4 protein-coding genes are annotated in these 21,196 nt (G+C 49.6%); all 4 read left to right on the top strand.

The annotated features are described in order from the left end of the window. Positions 1–2,981: type I polyketide synthase (locus tag JOD20_RS25430; RefSeq protein ID WP_204757978.1), on the top strand; the 2,981-nt coding region annotated here is incomplete at its 5' end. Between the two features lie 24 nt (positions 2,982–3,005). After that, positions 3,006–9,446 carry a type I polyketide synthase gene (locus JOD20_RS25425; RefSeq protein WP_204757977.1) on the top strand — a complete coding sequence of 2,147 codons (6,441 nt, stop codon included), beginning with the start codon at positions 3,006–3,008 and terminating at the stop codon, positions 9,444–9,446. Further along, complete coding sequence (locus tag JOD20_RS25420; RefSeq protein WP_204757976.1) at positions 9,427–19,092, top strand: type I polyketide synthase; 9,666 nt, start codon at positions 9,427–9,429, stop codon at positions 19,090–19,092. Before JOD20_RS25425 ends, JOD20_RS25420 begins: the two co-directional genes overlap by 20 nt. 4 nt (positions 19,093–19,096) lie before the next feature. Further along, on the top strand, positions 19,097–21,196 hold a 2,100-nt coding region (locus tag JOD20_RS25415; RefSeq protein ID WP_204757975.1), incomplete at its 3' end, for a type I polyketide synthase.

Here is a 21,196-nt window from a genome sequence, read left to right as displayed (position 1 = left end):
CCGTGCTGCCATCGCTCCACCCACGAGACCCATCGCCAGCCACCACCTTGGCCGCGTTGGCTCAACTCTACACCGCTGGCGTTGACCTGCAATGGGATGAAATTATTAGTTCGCCCAAGAATTATCTACCAGGGCCACGCTATCCATTTGAACGACGAACGCATTGGCTCGAAGCATTTGAGCGTAATCAACTAAGTCAATTACCATGGAAACCAGAGCAAACACCGATTGCAACGCCTGGCATTCATCCATTCTTGCAACAAAAATTACTTACCGCAGGCGATTTCATTGTTTACAGCGGGAGCCTTAACAGCCTTAAGCAACCAGTTCTAGCAGATCATGGATTGTATGATCAACTCGTTATGGCTGGAGCAGGCTTCGTATCAATGTTCATCAGCGCGATTTCTGAGCATCACCGTATGCCTGCGATGCTCGAAAACCTGATCTTCAGCCAGATGCTAGTGCTGGATCAAACCCAATCAACGACGATTCAACTGGTATTAACCCCCAATAGCCATGGGCAACTCAATAATGCACGTATTGCAAGTTTGCAGCCAGATCAAACCTGGCTTACCCATACCACCGCGACCATAAATACGCCACTGCCTACCCAACCAAGCAGGATCGATCTTCAAGCTTTGCAAAATCAGTTTAGAAATCCTGACGCAAATTACCAAGATTTCTACAACCAAGTCGCCGGATTCGTTAATCTTGGCCCATCCTTTCGATGGATCAAAACGGTTTGGCGTGACGATCATTCAGCACTTGGGCAAGTAAGCGTGCCCTTGCTCGATAACGCAGATCATGATTTTGCCGTGCATCCTGGCTTGCTTGATTCGTGTGTCGGCTTACTTCACAGCATCTATTCAGCCAAATCAGCGCCTTTTGAGCTATTTGTGCCTATGGGAATTGATCAATGTATGATTAATCAATTTCCTACTGCTGGCGCATATATTCATGCAGTGTTAGAGCCGCCGAAACAATGGCCTGCTGAAACATTTACCGGCAATGTGCAAATTATCAATCCCGATGGGACAATAGCAATTGCTTTGATTGGGTTATCAATGCGCCGAATGCTCACCGCAGATAATGCGCCCAATCTCAAACATTCAGGGCTACAACATTGTTATCGGGTTGGCTGGGAAGCTAGCTCAAAACGTGATGCCCCATCAACGAAGCCCGGCCATTGGCTCATAATTGCCGCCAGCAGCCAAAACATCGAACCATTATTAAATTCGCTCCATGCGCAAGCAAATACATGGACATTAGTAACGCTTGATGGTTCGTTGGCATGTGGGCGTTGGCCAGCGCGTACGATCAATTTGGCAGAACCTAATCTCATTCGTGATTTGCTAGCTACTGAACCTCAGTCTAGCCCCCAAAACGTGATCTATCTCAATCTTGCCGAGCCAGTGGAGTACGATCTTGAGCAACTGACGACCAGCCAAACTACCGGAGTTGGCCAGTTATTAATGCTACTTCAGGGCTTGCCTGATGGCTTTGAGTTGCCACTATGGGTCGTCACCCAACAAACTCAGCCAATCAATTTAGCTGAGCCGATTGTTCCCACCAATACGGCACTTTGGGGTTTAGGCCGCATGGCAAGGTTTGAAATGGATTGGCTTGATTTGCGCATGGTTGATCTTGATCACCATGGCTTGCAGCATGGTAACGCTGAAAAATTACTTGAATTAATTAATAGCCAACCTACTGCAACCCAATTAGCTTTACGCAATGGCCTAACCTATCATCCTCGCTTGATGAGGATTGATCTCGCCAGCACAAAGCTTTCTATTCGTGCTGAGGCAAGCTATTTAATTACTGGCGGATTAGGGGGAATTGGGCTGACATTAGCTCAGCATTTAGTTGATCATGGTGCGCAATCACTCGTCTTGGTAGCGCGTTCGGCACCGACATCAACCGCCCGTGAACAGATTACAGCGCTAGAAGCAAGTGGCACGCGAATAACGTTGGTGCAAAAAGATCTGAGCAATCCTCATGATGTTGAACACATTTTTGCCCTCATTAAAGCCGAATTACCAGCTTTACGGGGAATTTTCCATGCTGCCGGGGTGCTTGATGATGGCATCATTACCCACCAAACTTGGGAGCGTTTCGAAAAAGTGATGGCTCCCAAACTACGTGGCGGCTGGCTATTACACAGCCATAGCACAGGGCTTGATCTCGACTATTTTGTCTTATTTTCTTCAATCAGTGGGCTTTTAACGGGGGCTGGTCAGAGCAACTATGCAGCAGCGAATGCCTTCCTTGATGGGTTGGCAGCGTTTCGCCATGCCCAAGGGCTGCCTGCGCTCTCAATCAATTGGGGCGCTTGGGACGAGGTTGGCATGGCGAAACGAACGCAGCAGAACAATCCAACCGTACTCAAAAACACTCAAGGATTTGGCTGGCTCAAGCCAGAGGAAGCCTTAGCAGCACTTGATGGACTACTTGGAAGCAACCTAAGTAATGCAATCGTCGTACCGCTTAATCAAAATAGCGATCAGCAAGCCCTATTTGAGCGCCCTATTCCTAACCAAAAGCCAGCAGCATCGTCACAACTGAGCATAAGCACGGCTCTGAATGTGGTTGAATTGCGCCGAATTGTCCAACAAGCAATCAGTCATGTGATTGGATTAAGCGGAGATCATCAGTTTGAGCCACACCGACCACTCAAGGAATTAGGCTTTGATTCACTTTCAGGCATTGAGTTAAGAAATTATCTCGGCAAAAAGCTTGGGCTTAAACTGCCAGCAACCCTGATTTTTGATTATCCAACACTCCATGAGTTGATCGAATATCTCCATGGATTGCGCAACCCTGCTGAGTTACCAGCTACAGCAACTGTTTCCGCAGGCCATTCAAGTAATCTTGGCTCAAGCAAACTGCCAACCCAAGCAACCGACAGCATGTCGGAGCAAGCGTTGATTGACCTGCTCGACCAAGAATTGAATGCCCTTGATGCTTGGATTGAAGAGTAAATTGAAGAGTAAGAGGAAATAACAATGAGCTCACATCCTACAGATAATCAGGCTCGGCTGAAGCGAGCCGTAGATGCTTTGCAAAAAATGCGCAATCATGTGGAAGCGATTGAGCAAGCTCGCCATGAGGCCATCGCCGTCATTGGCATGGGCTGCCGCTTTCCTGGTGATGCTGATTCGCCTGATGCCTACTGGAGATTGCTAAGTCGCGGAATTGATGCAATTAGCGAGGTACCAGCAGATCGTTGGGATATTAATGCCTTTTATGATCCTGACCCTACCCTACCAAGTACGGTGCAAACCCGCTCAGGCGGCTATTTAAAAGCAATTGATCAGTTTGATAGTGAGTTCTTTCGCATTATTCCGCGTGAAGCACGCCACCTTGACCCACAGCAACGCTTATTGTTAGAGGTCACGTGGGAAGCTTTAGAACGTGCCAATCTCGCGCCCGATCGGCTCTATGGCTCATCAACCGGAGTGTTTATTGGAATCAGCCATAGTGATTACATGCATATGGAATTGGCAGATTACGCAGGGATTGATACCTACTCGGTAACAGGCAGCGCTTGGAGCATTGCTGCTGGACGGATTGCCTATAGCCTAGGCTTACATGGGCCTTGTATGGCTGTTGATACCGCCTGTTCATCATCATTGGCGGCGGTTCATTTGGCCTGCCAAAGTTTACGTCAAGGCGAATGTACAACGGCGCTCGCAGGTGGAGTCAATTTAATGATTTCACCGATGATTTCAATTAATTTCAGCAAGGCTCAGTTACTTTCGCCAGATGGCCGCTGCAAAACCTTTGATGCAAGCGCTAATGGTTATGGCCGAGGCGAAGGCTGTGGCGTTATTGTGCTTAAACGGCTTTCTGATGCACTTGCCGCTGGTGACCCAATCCTTGGCTTAATTAAAGGATCAGCAATTAATCAGGATGGCAGAAGTAGTGGCATCACAGCCCCAAATGGCGTTGCCCAAGCAGCATTGCTGCGTCAAGCGCTCCAGAATGCACGGGTTGAGCCACACCAAGTAGGCTATGTTGAAGCCCATGGCACTGGCACACCACTTGGCGATCCAATTGAAGTTGGCTCGATTAGCACAGTCCTTGGTAGTGCCCGAACCCATGATCAGCCAGTGTTAATTGGGTCAGTCAAAACCAACATCGGTCACTTAGAAGCTGCTGCCGGGATTGCCGGTTTATGCAAAGTTCTATTAAGCTTGAGCCATCAACAAATTCCTGCCAGCCTGCACTTCAACAATCCCAATCCTCATATCGATTGGGATACAATCAACGTGGCGGTTGTCCATCAGCAACAGACTTGGCAACCAATTGATCAACGCCGAATTGCCATGATCAATTCATTTGGCTTTAGCGGAACCAATGTATCGTTGGTAGTTGAAGAAGCACCGCCAGCAGTTCAAGCACCGCTCCAGCCTGAGGCATTGCGCTTAATTCCAATATCGGGGCATACTCCAACCAGTTTACAGGCACAGTTTCACAACTATTTAGGCTTTTTGAACAATCATTCTGATATAGCGGTTGGCGATTTGGCCTATCAACTCGGCACTGGAAGATCACATTTAGCCTATCGGAGCACGATTTTGGCGACGACTGTTGCCGAAATTCAGCAACAACTTCAAGCGCTAAGCACGACCCAGCAGCTACCAGAACGCATTGTTGAAGCACCGATGATTGCCTTTCTCTGTGCTGGGCAAGGGCCACAATACCCCCAAATGGGCCATACACTATATCAAGAACAGCCAATTTTTCGCGCGGCAATTGATCACTGTGCGGCAATTGTTGCTCAGTGGCTACCACACTCACTCCAATCGGTGCTCTTTCCCAGCCCTGAAACAGCAGCACTGATTGACCAAACCCTCTATACCCCACCAGCAATGTTTGCGCTTGAATATGCCTTGGCTCAACTCTGGATGGATTGGAAAATTCAGCCGCATGTGCTGATTGGGCATAGCTTTGGCGAGTACGTTGCTGCCTGTCTGGCTGGAGTTTTCAGCCTAGAAGATGGATTACGGCTGGTCGTCGAACGTGCTCGATTAATTGATCAGCACGCACTGCCCGGCGCGATGGCCGCAGTTTCGGGCAATATCCCAATGCTTGAGCAACTTATTCTTGAGCAAGCTCCAGCCATTACGATTGCTGTTTACAACGGGCCACAGGATATTGTTATCGCTGGCGATCAAGCAAACCTAGAGCGAATAAGTATAAAGTTAGTTGAGGCTGGGGCGAATGTTCGCCAACTTGCAATTACCCATGCTTCGCATTCTCCCTTGATCGAACCAATGCTGGAAGACTATCACCACATTGCCAGCCAAATTACCTATTATCCACCGCAGCGCCCAATTATTGCCAACTTAACAGGCACATGGGCCGATCAATCAATGGCAAATGCTGATTATTGGTGTCAACACTTGCGCCAACCAGTGCATTTTGGCGCATCATTAAACTTGGCACGTGAGTATGGTTGCCAGCATTTTATTGAAATTGGGCCACGCTCAACCTTAATTGGGCTGGCTGGTAAAGCTATTGGCGATGCCAAAGCCTTGTTAGCCTCATTAACCCCCAATGCCGATGATCAAGCAACCATTTTGACAAGTCTAGGCCAGCTATATTGCCAGGGAGCCGATATTAATTGGAGCCGAGTTTGTCCAATTGATGGGAATGCTCGATTAAATTTACCAACCTACCCATTCCAACGCCAACGCCACTGGTTGCATAACCAACCAACGTTGCATCGGATGCCAACCAGCATTACGCCTGAATTGAAACAACACCCATTACTGGGACGCTTATTTCCGTCGCCCTTAGCCCAGTCGATTTACACCAACAGTATTAGCCTCCAAACCCACGAGTGGATCGCTGATCATCAGGTTTTTATGCTAGCAACAATGCCTGGTGCTGGATTAATTGAATTGTTGCTGGCTGCTGCTCAAGCATCGCGCGGTGAAGCAGTTTGTTGTTTAAGCGATATTGTGCTGCAAGCACCACTAGTGTTTGAAGCATCTGCGCGCTATTCGCTTCAAACAACGATTACACCGCATGGTGATAGTTCCCAGCTTGCCATTTATAGTCAAAATATCGACCTAGATTCCGCTTGGACGCTGCATGCAACCGGACGACGTATAGCACCCCAACCACGATCGAACTATCCAGATTTAGCGGAGCTTTTGGCTCAACGCTCGACCCAAGAGCGCAATTCAAGTGCTTGGTATCAACAATTTCAGGAATGCGGATTAAGCTATGGGCCAAAATTTCAGTTAATTCGTGAGCGTTGGCAGCTTGAGCATGGCTGGTTATCCAGGGTAGCCTACACACCTGAACCTCACTATCAGCTTGACCCAATGGCGCTTGATGCAAGTTTTCAATCGCTGGTGCTTGGCCTGCTTGATCAAAGCCCCGAACCCTATTTACCATTTAGCATTGAACGCTTGACATGGTTTGATCGTAACCAAATAGTAGCTTGGGCTTATGGAACATGGCGCGAAACAAACGCTACAACCGATATTGTATGTGGTGATCTATGGCTTTATGCCGAAAATGGCGATTTGATTGCTGAGATTACAGGATTAATTGGCAAGCAAGCCAATCGAATCAGCTTTGATCAAGCACGAATGCCTGATGATGATTTGTATCAGTTAACGTGGCAACCGCAACCATTAGCTGTTACCCCGCAAGCTTCACAAGGAGCATGGCTCGTATGTTCAGGTGCGACCGAATTAGCGGTTGAATTTGCCCAACAAGCGCTCAAACAGCAAGAACCAGTTGTGTTAGCGCTTGAAAAACCAAGCACTGACCTCTGTGAACAACTAATTATTGGCGATGATCTCAGCCCAATCAGCGTATGGCTGCGCACCAATGATTGTCGCGGAATCATCTATCTAGCATCACCTGCGCTTGCTGAGCATTTTGAGGATACTCAGCGCGTGGTTGGCTTAATTCAGTTGTTGATTGAGCAACCGACGCAGTTACGAATTGTTACGTTTGGAGCCCAAGCAGTATTGGGCGACCTCACTCATCCTCATCAAGCGGCTTTATGGGGGCTTGGGCGCACGCTTGCCAATGAGCATCCTGAATTATGGGGGGGCTTGCTTGATCTTGATCCAGCCCAAGGATTAGCTTCGGCGGCATTTAATGAGCGTTATGCAACCCCTGATTTTGTGGCCTATCGCAATGAGCTACGGTATAGTCAACGGTTGCAGCCTACCAAGCAGGTTACGTTAGCAAATGATCAACCACCACGGCAATTACGCGGCGATGCGAGTAGCACCCTCGATAGCCTCTATTTTGTGCCCAAAACGCGCCAGCAACCACAAGCCAACCAGATTGAGATCAGGGTTTGTGCGACTGGGATGAACTTTCGTGATATTGCCAACACCTTGCTGCTGACAGATCAAGCAGAAGTTTATTTTGGTGGTGAGTGTGCAGGGATTGTCGTGCAGGTTGGAACGGAAGTTCAGCAGTTTAAACCAGGCGATGTTGTTTGTGCGGTTGCCTTTGGCAGCTATAGTACCTATGTCACAATTCCTGCGGTTCAAGCGGTATTGCTGCCCAAAGGGCTAAGTTTGCTGGAAGCAGCAACCTTGCCAATCGCATTTTTGACAGCACTCTATGCCTTAGAGCATATTGCTAAGCTCAAGCAAGGTCAGAGTATTCTCATCCATGCGGCGACTGGCGGAGTTGGGCAAGCTGCGATTCAACTTGCTCACAGAGTTGGAGCCAAAGTTTTTGCCACTGCTGGGAGCGATCGTAAGCGTGAATGGTTGCGCAGTCAGGGGGTTGAACATATCTTCAATTCCCGCTCATTGGATTTTGCCGAGCAAATTCGAGGCTTGGTCGATGGGGTTGATGTTGTCCTGAACTCGTTTACTGGCGAGTATATCGCAGCGGGTTTAGGCTTGCTGAAGCCTGGCGGCCATTTTATTGAATTGGGCAAAGTTGAGATTCTGGATGCTGCTGCCGTAGCAGCACTAAACCCAACTGCCTGCTATACAGCCTTCGATATAGGTGAAATAGTTGTGCAACACCCTGAATTTGCTGCCACAATGCTGGCCAAGATTGCTAATTGGTGTGAACAAGGGGCAATTCAGCCATTGCCAGTTACCGAATTTCCACTTGATCAGGTTCAGCGGGCATTGCGCTATATGGCCCAAGCGCAGCATATTGGCAAAATTGTCATCAGTCAACCTGAGGCATTCCCAACAATCAATCAGCAGCGCCGCATTCAAGCAAATGCTACCTATTTGATTACAGGTGGCTTAGGCGCACTTGGCTTGCTTAGCGCAGGCTGGCTGATTGAGCAAGGAGCACGCTCGTTGGTGTTGCTTGGGCGACATACGGCCAATTCGATTGCTCAAAAGCAAATCGACGCTTGGCAGCAACAAGGCATTCAGATCAAAACCCAAGCCAGCGATGTTAGCGATGTTGCCCAAGTCCAAGCAGTGATTGAGCGGATTCAGGCCGAGATGCTACCGTTACGCGGTATTTTTCATGCCGCTGGGGTGCTGCATGATGGCGTAATTCGCCAGCAACGATGGGAGCATTTCAGCGAGGTATTAGCACCAAAAGCCAATGGGGCGTGGAATCTGCATCAGGCAACGAAACACCTTGAGCTTGATTATTTTGTCCTTTTTTCATCGTTCAGTGGGGTTGTTGGCATGGTTGGTCAAAGCAACTATGCGGCAGCCAATAGCTTCTTGGATAGTCTCGCAGCGTATCGTCAAGCTCATGGGTTGGCAGCACTGAGTATTAGTTGGGGAGCTTGGGCCGATCTTGGGATGGCTGTTACTGCTAATATCCAAGATGTGCGGCGGCGACAGCAACTAGGCATCCACCCACTAAGCCCGCAACGCGGATTAACCTTATTGGCGCGTTGTTTAACCTTCGCAGCGGCGCATATGATTGCAGCCCCGATAGATTGGCGTAAATTATCGGCTGGAATGCCGACAATCAGCAGTCTGTGGCAACATGGTACTGCTCAAACATCGGCGGCACAATCCAAACTGCTGGTAACTCAATTTGCTGATGCACCGCGCCATCAGCAACCGACCATTATTCAAAACATCGTTTATGAGCATTTATTGCGTACATTAGGGTTTAGTGAGCCAAGCCAACTGGCTCCAAAGCAACGTCTATTTGAGATCGGGCTTGACTCGCTGATGGCAGTCGAATTACGTAATGCGTTTCAACTTGCCTTTCAACAAACGTTACCTGCAACATTGCTGTTTGAGTACCCAACCCCAGAAGCGCTGGTTGCCTATTTGGTCGAACGCCTGATCGAGCCCGATCAGCCGAAGCCATTAGTCGAGTCTGAAATTGTACTAGCTTCGACGCTGGGGCCATCGGCAGAAGAAATTATCGCCATGGATGATGATCTGCTTGATAGCTTCGTTAATGATCTGATTAATCGGCATTTGGGGAGTGAGGGTGAGCATGACAACGTTGAATACTAATCAATCAGCCGATTCGTTATCACAAAAGCAACGCATTGCCCTTGTACTTAAGGAAATGCAATCAAAGATCGATGCCTTAGAAGGCGCACACCATGAGCCGATTGCGATTATCGGCATGGGCTGTCGCTTTCCTGGTGATGTAGATACGCCTGAAGCGTTTTGGCAACTGCTCAACAACGAAGTTGATGCTATCAGCAACGTATCAGGTGATCGTTGGCCGGATACTGATTGGTATAATCCTAGTCAAACAGCCAAAGGCACATCCTATACTCGTCAAGCAGGTTTGCTTAATCAAGCAATCGATATGTTTGATGCGAAGTTTTTTGGCATTGCGCCCCGCGAGGCTCAACAAATTGATCCGCAACATCGGCTGCTGCTTGAGGTTGCATGGGAGTCGCTCGAACGGGCGGGGATCATTCCTGCAAATCTTGCCGATTCATTAACAGGGGTCTTTATTGGCATTATTCAGTCCGATTATGCAGCGCTACAACTGCAATCGAGCACAAATCCATTTGGTGACCCTTATTTTATGACCGGAACCGATATTAGCTTTGCAGCCGGACGATTATCATACCTGCTTGGCTTACAAGGCCCATGTATTCCGGTGAATACCGCATGTTCATCATCCTTGATAGCAATTCACTTAGCTTGCCAAAATTTACGCTCACGCGGCTGCGATTTGGCCTTGGCTGGTGGGGTCAATCTGATCCTATCTCCAAATGGGTTTATTGGAAACTCAGGGTTACAAGCCCTCTCGCCAGATGGTCGCTGTAAAACCTTTGATGCAAGTGCTAATGGGTTTGCCCGTGGCGAGGGCTGTGGCGTGCTCGTGCTCAAACGCCTCTCCGATGCTGAGCGTGATGGTAATCCAATTTTAGCGGTGATCCGTGGGTCTGCAATTAACCATGATGGAGCCAGCGGTGGGCTAACCGTACCAAATGGCGTTGCCCAAGAACGCTTATTGCGTCAAGCGCTCAGTAATGCCCAAGTTGGCCCCAACGAGATTAGCTATGTTGAAGCTCATGGCACTGGAACAGTGCTAGGCGACCCGATCGAGGTTCGAGCACTCAATGCTGTTTATGGCAAACAACGTTCACCTGATCAGCCACTATTAATTGGCTCGGTTAAAACCAATATTGGGCATTTGGAAGCTGCGGCTGGGATTGCCGGAGTGATTAAATTAGTTTTGGCACTACAATATCGCACCCTTCCGGCCAGTTTACATTTTCAAACTCCCAATCCCTACATCGATTGGGATAGTATGCCAGTCCAGGTTGCAGCCACGACAACGCCATGGCCCGAACACCAGCCGTTGATTGCTGGAGTTAGCTCGTTTGGGCTTAGCGGTATGAATGCCCATATTATCCTCGCGGCAGCACCTACGCCCCAACCAACACCAGAAGCAGCAAACCGACCGTTATCGATTATCAAAGTAAGTGCAAAAAGCCAAGCGGCCTTGCACGCCCAAGCCAAGCTCGTTGCCGCAAAACTTTTGCAATTGGCTGATCCACGTGACGTTACAACGACTGCCAATCTTGGTCGCAGTGATTTTGAGCATCGACTTGTGGCAATTGGCGATTCGCCTACGGCACTCGCTGAACAATTACTCAATTCAACAACCAACTCCAATTCGGCAATTCAAGGCCACCTAGCAACAGGTGATCAGCCTGAGATCGTTTTTGCCTTTACTGGCCAAGGTGCTCAGTATATTGGAATGGGCAAGGAACTGTATGCGAACGAGCCAGTTTTTCAGCGAGCAATCGAACAGTGTGCTGCAATCATTAATCCCTTATTAGATCGGCCAATCCAAACGATCTTATTCGATCCTGATTCGGCCAATTTAATCAATCAGACTGGATATACCCAACCAGCGTTGTTTGTTTTGGAATATGCTTTAACCGAGTTATGGCGTTCTTGGGGTATAACGCCTGATGTTGTATTTGGCCATAGTGTTGGGGAATATGTTGCGGCAACAGTCGCCGGAATGCTTGATCTCAAGGATGGATTGCATTTAGTTGCTGCCCGCGGTCGGCTGATGCAAGCCCTGCCAAAGAATGGAACAATGGCCGCAGTTTTTGGCGACCCCAGCAAAGTTATTGCGGCAGTTTCGCCCTATCATAGCAGCGTGGCAATTGCCGCATTCAACGAACCAAATCAAACGGTGATTTCCGGTGAGCAAAGCACAATCGAATTGCTGGCCACCCAATTAACTCAAGCAGGTTTGCGCGTTCAGATGCTCAGTGTCTCGCATGCATTTCATTCGCCGCTGCTCTTACCAATGATTGAGGAATATCGACAGCTTGTTGCGCAAGTTAACTTCCGTCAGCCCAAACTTCCCCTGATTTGCAACCTTACTGGACAATGGGCCGATCTGGAGATGACTAGCGCCGATTATTGGTGTCGTCATGTCTTAGAGCCTGTACGCTTCGCAGATAGCGTCCGATTTCTGCAAACGCAAGCCCTGCGGCGGCAACTGATTGTTGAGATTGGTTCGCACCCAACGTTGCTTGGGTTGATTGAAAAAAACTGGCGTGGCAAGCCCCCGACGCTGGTTGCTTCACTATATCGTAATCGGTCTGATTTGCAGACTATATTGCAAAGTGTAGGCCAGATCTATATCCAATGTGGGCAAATTAATTGGGCCAAGGTTAATCGCGCTGATCAAGCAAAAGCGCCGATTGACCCGACGTGGCCAACCTATGCGTTTCAACGTGAACGAGCCTGGATCGATCTTCCGTTGCAACGCCAACGACCAAACCTGAATGGATGGCTTCACACCATCGTTTGGCAAGCAGCGGATGTAGCAGTTAACGCAGCGCCGTTGAATCAACATTGGTTGTTACTTGTCGCTGATCAAGCAACCGCAGAAAAATTCGCCGCAGCACTTAGCCCAAGTGCGATTAGGCTCAGCGTTGTTTCAAGCCAGCAGGTTAAACAGACAACAATCCAGCAGCTTGTTGATCCAAACCAGCCTTTTGATAAGGTGATCGATGCTCGCAGGATTGAACGCCATGAGTTGCCATTAACAGGTGATTCGTTGGAAGCAAATGCTGTAATTGAAGTGCTTGCGCTAATCCAGCAATTAATCCAATTCCCAAATCAGCCGAAGCTTTGGCTCTTAACCCAATCGGCAAATCAGGTTGTTGCAACCGATCAATTAAATCCATTTCAAGCAGCGTTATGGGGCTTGGGGCGAAGCTTCGCCTTAGAACACCCACACTATTGGGGCGGTCTGCTCGATCTCGATCGTGCGGCCAGCCCGACCAGCATTGTGGCAACGTTATTGGCCAATGATGGCGAGGATCAGGTTGCAATTCGCGGCACACAGCGCTTTGTCTGCCGCATGCAAGCAGCCCAAACTAGCGTAGGCCAGACATTCAATCTTGATGGTGCTGCACGCTATGCAATTACTGGGGGCTTGGGGTTTATTGGGCTCCAGCTTGCCGAATGGTTAGTAGAGCACGGCGCACGTGATATAACCTTAATTAGTCGTCGTGCCTTCCCTGCCGCAGCATCATGGGATAGTACCGAGCATCCTTTAGCAATCCAGCAAACAATTCATAGCCTGAAAACTTTAGTATCACGCGGGGTTCAGATCCAAACTGTGGCCCTAGACTTAGCTGACCAAACTGCGATAGAGCAATGGTTAGCATCAAATACAAAGCCACTCCGTGGGATCATTCATGCAGCCGGGATTATGCAGCCAAAAGAGTTGCAGACCCTGACAGCCGATGATCTTTGGAGTGTAATGCACGGTAAAGTGTTCGGTGCGTGGAATTTACTGCAACGGGCAACGAACTTGGATTTTTGGATTAGTTGCTCATCGGTAGCGGGAATTTGGGGCTTAGCAGGCAATGCCGCCTACGCTGCGGCAAATGCAGCACTCGATGCCCTCACACTTGCCTATCGCACGCCACAATTAAACGCTATCAGCATTGCTTGGGGGCCATGGGATGGCGGGATGATTAATCACAGCAGCAAGGATATGAGCCAAATCGGTTTACATTTAATCAAGCCCAACCTTGCAAAAGCTGCGCTTACCCATATATTCAATAGCGATCAAGCGCATAGCTTGGTAGCAAATGCCGACTGGCAAACGCTGGTTGGAGCCTATGCCGCCCGTGCACGTCGCCCAATCTTCGATTCACTTAGTCTGCCATTGGGCGAACTTGGAACTAGCAAGAACGAGCCTAGCGTTAATCCCCGCTATAGCCAATTAGCAAACTTGCCAAGCGCAGAGCAGACCCAGCAGCTTGAACAGTTAATTCAGCAGTGGGTAGCTGAAATTCTTGGCTTTACGAGCTTACCATCACGAATTACAGGCTTCTTTGATTTGGGCATGGATTCCTTGATGGCAGTCGAACTACGACGGCGGATTGAAGGCGAATTTGCCATAGCCTTGCCAAGCACCTTGGCATTCGATTACCCGACGGTCATCAGCCTCGCCAAGTATCTGCAAGAAACGCTCTTTTTCGCAGCGAACACCCCTGCGATCAATCCTACGGTTGCCATGGCTAGCAACGAGCCAATTGCAGTTATTGGCATGGCATGCCGATTACCAGGTGGGGCTAACACTCCCGAAGCACTTTGGGAATTACTCCAAACAGGCGCTGATGCAATTCGCCATGTGCCTGCCGAGCGTTGGAATATGGCCGACTATTACGATCCTAATCCTGATACGCCAGGGAAAACCTATGTTCAAGCAGCGGGATTTATCGATAATATTGATCAATTTGATCCGCAATTTTTCAATATTACGCCGCGCGAGGCTAAAAATATTGATCCGCAACATCGCTTGCTACTTGAATTAGGCTGGGAAGCACTCGAACGGGCGGGGATTGCTCCAACAAGCTTAAAAGATTCGCCAACGGGAGTATATATTGGCATTACCACCAACGATTATGCTACTCAGTATGGCAACCCAGCCAGTGTTGACGCTTACTATAGCATTGGCAACTCGCTGAATGCTGCTGCGGGGCGGCTCTCCTATGTGCTTGGGTTCCATGGCCCTAGTATGGCAATTGATACCGCATGTTCTTCATCGCTAGTTGCCTTACATCTTGCTTGCCGTAGCCTACGCGATGGCGAATGTCAACAAGCGCTGGTCGGTGGAGTCAATGCAATCTTATCGCCAATTCCAATGATCGCCCTGGCCAAATTTCGAGCGTTGGCACCTGATGGCCGCTGTAAAACCTTCGATGATGCAGCCGATGGGTATGGACGCGGAGAAGGCGCTGGCATGGTAGTGCTCAAACGGCTATCCGATGCTCAAGCCGCTGGTGATCCCATTCTGGCATTAATTCGTGGTTCAGCGGTTAGCCAAGATGGAGCAAGTGCTGGCTTGACGGTGCCAAATGGCCCAGCCCAAGAGGCGCTGATTCGTCAAGCATTAGCAGTCGCCAAGGTTGAACCCCACGAGATTCAATACGTTGAAGCCCATGGCACTGGAACCCCGTTGGGCGATCCTATCGAGGTTCAGGCTTTAGGTGCAGTGTTGGCACAGGGGCGGCAGGCTGATCAGCGGGTTGTGCTTGGCTCACTCAAAAGTAGCATTGGCCACTTGGAATCAGCAGCAGGGATTGCTGGGCTGATTAAAGTTATTTTGACGTTTCAGCACAAGCTGATTCCGGCCCAAACTAACCTCAAAATGCCAAATCGACGGATCGATTGGAAAAATCTACCCTTTGATTTAGCCAGCAGCGCTCGCCCGTGGCCCCAAGCGGATCGAACAAAACTTGCGGGAATTAGCTCATTCGGTTTCAGTGGAACCCTGGCTCATGCAATCGTTGAGCAACCGCCAATCCCTCTTGAAACAAGCATTACCAACCAACGATCGTGGCATGTATTAACCTTCAGCGCAAAAACCAACGCTGCATTGATTGAACTGGCACGCCGCTATCAAACAATGCTGTTGCAGCATCCGGCAAATTTTGCTGATATTGCCTACACGCTTAACACTGGCCGTGCCAACTTCGATTATAAAGTAGCAGTAATTGCCGCCAATCCAAGTAGTGCACTCGAAGCCTTGGGCGCTCTGATCGCTGGCAAGAACCATGCACAACTCAAGGTTGGTTTTGTCGATCAACAAGCGATGAAGCCGAAACTAAAATTGATTTTTGGCGATCTACGAACGGCCCAACTTAAGCAGGTATATGAACTCTATACCAGTGACGCACTTGGGCATGATTTACTAGAGCGTTGCTTGCCGCGAGCCGAAAAGACGCTTAACTACTCCTTGCGAGCATGGTTCGAGCAACCTGAAATGGTGCTTGGGTTAAGTGCCGCCGTTCAGCAAAGTCTGCTCTATCTGCTGCAAACAACCCTCGTCGATCGATTGATTACTTGGGGAATTAAAGCCGACACGATTTATGCTGAAGGCAGTGGCATCTATGCTGCCGCCTATGCCGCTGGAATTATCTCATTGGAAGCAGGGCTAGACCTGGCATTAGCCTATGCGACAATTCTCGACACAATTGGGGATCGACCAGGCGAACTGCTAGGGTGGCCAACCACATTACCAGCAGGGGCAATCAGCCGAATTGAGGCTAGTTTAGCTGCCTATCGCACAATCTGTCAGCAAACCCAGTTTATGCAGCCACAAATTCAGTTGGATAACCAAGCACCAGGCGAAAACTGGCAAGCAATTAAGTCATGGGTTCAGGTTATTCGTCAACCACTTAATGCTCAAGGTGGGTTAAATACCCCAACTGAAAGTAGTCTGGCCTTAAGTCCGACAAGCACAACCCCAACAATGACCCTCAATCAAGGTACATGGAATGCGCTATGTGCGATGGTGGCGGAGATCTATGTTCATGGCTATCCAATCGATTGGAATGGGTTTGATGATGGGCATCCACGGAACAGAATTGGCAATTTGCCAACCTATCCATTTATGCGTGAACGGTTCTGGATTGCTAGTCATGCAACGCCGATTATTCCACGCAATGGGCATTGGTTCCTTGGTCAACGCTTACAACTAGCTGGCTCACGTGATCTTTGTTTTGAGCAAGAGTATAGTATTAGTCACCCACCAATTGTTAATGAGCATCGCATCTTCGGCATTCAAACGGTAGCCGGAGCATCGCATATTAGTCTGATGTTATCTGCGATAGTTGAAGGGTTAAAACTGCCACAGTGTACGATTCATTCGATTGTGTTTTTACGGCCACTCGTTCTTGCAGATAGCGCTAAACGACTGGTACAAATTGCCATTCGCAATGGTGATCAACAACCAAAGCTCGAAGTTTATAGCCGAGCGGTTGATAGCGTCGATCAAGATTGGACGCTCCATTCAACTGGGCTAGTTCAGCAAGGGTCTGCGCAAAACCCAGCCCCTAACCTCGCCATGCTTCAAGCGCGGATTCATAACCATACCAGTGGCAGTGCTTTTTATGCAGATTTTTGGTCGCGAGGTTATCAGCTTGGGCCAAGTTTCTGCTGGTTAACAGACTTGTGGCGCAATGGGCATGAGGCTCTTGGACGACTGGTAATGCCATCAATGAACGATCGGATTGAGGCTTATAGTGTCTATCCCGGTCTGATCGATTCATGTTTGCAAGTGATGGATTATTGTTTAGGTGGCATCGCTGAGCTTCAATTCAATGATGCACTTTATGTGCCATTTACCCTCAACAATGTGCATTTTTATGCAACTCCCCATGGCCAACTATGGAGTTATATTCAAATTGAGCCAAGTAACGACCTTGAGCGATTTGTTGGCTCAATTTGCCTATTCAATAGTGATGGCGAAGTATTCGCTGAATTTATCGGCTTTGAGGCTCGCCGCTTAAGCCGCCAACAATTGCATAGCATGTTGGATTTACAAGAAACCAAGCCGCAAACGTATACCCTCGATTGGGAACCCTTAGCAACAAATCCAACCACGGTTGAGGCTGCTTCATGGATTTTATGCTCCAATCAGGCCAAGGCAATGACAGCACTCGCAACTGAGTTGCAAGCTGCTGGGGCAATTGTCGAAACGCTCGTTGGCACAGGCTCAGTGCTCTATGATCAACTCTCTGCCAGCTTAAGCCATGCATCGACCCAGCATTCAACCCAAATAGTCTATCTTTGGCAGCCAGCATTTGCGGATGCAACAATAGCTCCAAGCGAGCGCAATAGTGGCTTGATTGAATTACTTGAACTAACCCAATTATTATTACGTCAAGTTAGTAGGGTGCAACCACGGCTGTGGGTAATCACTCAAGATGCAACTCAAACTCCAAGCATACGCAGTTTAGATCAAACGCTCCTATCGGGGTTATGTCGGGCAATTGCGCAGGAGCATCCAGAAATTTGGGGTGGACAGATCGATCTTGCCTCAAGCACAACGCTCAAACTGAATGATCTCGCGGTGGCAATGGCAAGCACCGATTCATTGCTCCATGTGGCTACTGATCAGGTCTATGTTCCGCGAATTTCGCCCTATCAAGCAGGCATTCCAACAGCCAGCATTCGTGCGGACTGCAGCTATCTTATTACTGGCGGATTGGGTGGAATTGGACTGGTCTTGGCTCAATGGTTAATTGATCAAGGGGCGCAGTGGTTAGTTTTAGCTAGCCGTCGCGACCCACAAGGCTTAAGCCTGCAACAGATTGAGCAATGGCGTAAGCAGGGTATTCAGGTTCGAACGCTGGCTTGCGATGTTGCTGAAGCAAACCAAGTAGCCGCAATGTTTGAGGTCATCAGCCAAACGATGCCCACACTAGCTGGCGTTATCCATGCTGCTGCGGTATTTGATGATGGTATGCTAATTAATCAAACTGCTGAGCGATTTAGCAGCGTATTGCGCTCAAAAGCTGATGCAGGCTGGTGGCTCCATCAACAAACAATTGAGCTTGATCTCGACTTTTTTGTGCTCTGTTCATCATTGGCTAGTGTGATTGGATCTCCAGGCCAAGCCAATTATATGGCGGCAAATGCCTATCTTGATGGCTTAGCTCGCCTGCGTCAAAGCCAAAATCTCGTTGCCCAAAGTATTGCTTGGGGGCCATGGGCCGACATTGGCGCAGCGGCAGCCAGAGGTTCAATCCAAGCAAGGCAATGGAAACAACGTGGTATTAGCATGATGGAGCCTGCTGCTGCGCTCAATGCATTGGCAACAGTGCTCGGCACTGCCCACAGCAATCTGATCATTGCGCAGATCGATTGGCCAACCTTGCAGGCAAGTTTAGATGCATATGAAACTGGGCTATTAAATCGCCTAGTCGATACCGTACCAAAGCTGCGATCAAGCAAATCTGATCGTTCAATTGAAGCACATGGGACACAACTTCCCACAACCCGAAGCCAATTGCATGAGCTTGTGCGGGCAACAATCCTTAGCACGCTTGGAATTAGTCAGCCAGATCAACTCACTGACGATCAGCGGCTATTTGATATGGGAATTGATTCGCTAATGGCAATTGAAATTCGCGAGGCAGTTCGCTTGCGCTTGGGCATAGCATTGCCAGCAACATTAATTTTCGACTACCCTTCAATTAATGCGATTGTGAATTTTATTTGGGAACTCTTGGGTCAACCCGAAGAAACTGTACTAGTTGAAGCACCACAGGTCGATCCGAGCTTGATTCGCAACCTAAGTGATGCTGAAATTGAGGCATTGTTGCTAAGCAAACTTGATAATTTGGATAAAGAGGGAAAATAACGCCATGATTGACAATCAACCTAGCGACGATCTCAGTCCATTATCGCCAATCAAACGTGCGTTTCTCGCTATTGAAGAATTACAGGCAAAGCTTCGCGCAACCGAACGCGCCCAGCATGCACCAATTGCAATTATTGGCATGGCCTGCCGTTTTCCTGGGGGAGCCAATAGCCCAGCAGTTTTTTGGCAGCAACTGCTAGCTGGTTTTGATGCAATGCAGCCAGTTCCAGCAGATCGCTGGAATAATGCTGAAGTCTATGCACCAACCGCCGAGCCAGGCAAGGTCTATACCAATCAAGCGGCTTTTATTGACAATATCCGTGGCTTTGATGCTCAGTTCTTTGGCATCTCCCCACGCGAGGCTGCCGCAATTGATCCGCAGCAACGGATTTTATTGGAGCTTGCATGGGAAGCGCTCGAAGATGCTGGGGTTATTCCAGCAAATTTAGTTGGTAGCTCAACTGGGGTTTTTATTGGGTCGATGACCTACGACTATTTACAACTTCAACTGAGTACACATGATTTAGCCTATCTCAACCCACAGATTGTGACAGGCAGTGGGCTAAGTTTTGCAGCCGGTCGCATATCGTATTTGTTGGGATTGCAAGGCCCAAGCCTAGTCGTTGACACAGCGTGTTCATCATCATTGCTCTCAACCCATTTGGCAGTCCAAAGTTTACGTTCTGGTGAGTGTAATCTGGCTTTAGCTGGAGGGGTTAATGCGATTCTCACGCCGCAAATGAGTGTCATGATGTCGCAATTAGGCGCTTTATCAGCGGATAGTCATTGTAAAACCTTTGATGCCGATGCTGATGGCTACGCTCGCGGCGAAGGTTGTGGCATACTTATTCTTAAACGGTTAGATCAAGCGCTTGCTGATAATGACCATATTTATGCTGTTATTCAGGGAACTGCAACCAACCATGATGGCGCTAGCGCAGGCTTGACTGTTCCAAATGGCCCTGCGCAACAAACATTAATGCGTAAGGCTTTAGCCGATGCAGCCTTAGCACCCGAAGCAATCCAATATATTGAAGCCCATGGTACAGGTACATCACTTGGCGATCCGATTGAGTTGGGGGCAATCGCTGCTGTCTATGCAAAACACCGTACAGCCGATACACCGCTCCTAGTCGGTTCGGTCAAAACCAATATTGGGCATCTTGAGGGTGCTGCCGGGATTTCGGGTCTGATTAAACTAATTTTAGCGCTCTACCATGGAAAGATTCCGTCGCATCGGCATTTTACCAACCCTAACCCCTATATCGACTGGGATCAGATAGCGGTTCGAGTCCAAACCAGCACTACAGAGTGGTCGTCTGAGCCAGCGCAGCCACGTGTAGGGGCTGTTAGTTCGTTTGGCTTAAGTGGCACGAATGTGCATATGATTGTGGCCGCAGCAGAACCCGTCGCCACTCCCGTCGCCACACATGCCACCAGCCCGACCGTCATCCTGCTCTCGGCCCACACCCATGCTGCGCTCCATGCCCGCTGGACGACGTGGCAGCACTGGCTCCCCACGCAGGCTCCTGCCGCCTTGCCCGCCATCGCCGCCACCGCCGCCTTCCAGCGTACGCACTTTTCCGTGCGCACCGCCTTGGTCATTGACCAGCCCGATCAGGTGGCTGCCGCCTTAGCGGCACCACCCGTGCTTGCCACCGTCCATCCTGCGCCACGGGTTGCCTTCGTCTTTGCGGGCCAAGCCCCGCTTGACCCTGAGCGTTTTGCCGCCCTCGCCGCCCATCCCGTCACCGCCCCCATTCTCGCCCAGGGCTTTGCGCTGCTCCAGCAGGCCGGCCTTGACCTCCCTGCCCTGCTTGCCCTGCCTGATGCCGCCCAGCACCTCCGCCACACCCAGATCGCCCAGCCGGCCTTGCTGCTCATGCAGGTTGCCCTCACCGCTCTCTGGCGGACCCTCGGCATCCAGCCTGCCGCCGTCCTCGGTCATAGCGTTGGCGAATTGGCCGCTGCCGTCGCCGCTGGTGTGCTCGCTTTCCCCGCCGCCCTCGCCCTGGCCATCGCTCGTGGCACCCTGCTCGCGCCACTCCACGACCAAGGAGCTATGCTCGTCGTTGGAGCCGCTGCCGCCACTGTTGCCGCCGAC

It is taken from the genome of Herpetosiphon giganteus (genome assembly GCF_016907925.1).
Taxonomy (GTDB): domain Bacteria; phylum Chloroflexota; class Chloroflexia; order Chloroflexales; family Herpetosiphonaceae; genus Herpetosiphon; species Herpetosiphon giganteus.
The sequence above is the reverse complement of the archived record's forward strand: the minus strand, read 5'-3'. Positions and strand labels throughout refer to the sequence as shown.

Bases quoted from the DNA above. Each gene is read 5' to 3' on its own strand.
- JOD20_RS25425 (WP_204757977.1), top strand. From the start codon at position 3,006: ATGAGCTCACATCCTACAGATAATCAGGCTCGGCTGAAGCGAGCCGTA.
- JOD20_RS25420 (WP_204757976.1), top strand. From the start codon at position 9,427: ATGACAACGTTGAATACTAATCAATCAGCCGATTCGTTATCACAAAAG.